Origin of the sequence: Paracoccus sp. S4493 (assembly GCF_000967735.1) — a bacterium.
Taxonomy (GTDB): Bacteria; Pseudomonadota; Alphaproteobacteria; order Rhodobacterales; family Rhodobacteraceae; genus Paracoccus; species Paracoccus marcusii.
Genome location: NZ_JXYF01000442.1, coordinates 1 through 308 on the forward strand (window position 1 = coordinate 1; position 308 = coordinate 308).

Sequence of the window (308 nt, forward strand, 5' to 3'; positions counted from 1 at the left end):
GCTGGACCAGGCGGGGCTGCGGGCGGACCAGGTGGACATCATCGTCACCGTGTCCTCGACCGGGATCGTGACGCCGACGCTGGAGGCACTGACCGCGCGCGACCTGGGCTTTCGCGCCGACGCGATGCGGGTGCCGGTCTTTGGCCTGGGCTGCGCGGGGGGCGTGTCGGGTCTGTCCATCGCCGCCGACCTGGCGGCCGCCCGCCCCCGCGCCGTGGTCCTGATGGTCGCGGTCGAGACCTGCACCGTCCTCTTTCGCCTGGACCGGCTGGCCAAGGCCGACATCATCGCCACCGCCCTGTTCGGCG

General features: G+C 73.4%; 1 pseudogene. It reads left to right on the top strand.

Features of this window, described 5'->3' with window-relative positions:
• Nucleotides 1-308, top strand: a pseudogene (locus TW83_RS18320) (type III polyketide synthase); the annotation flags it as partial.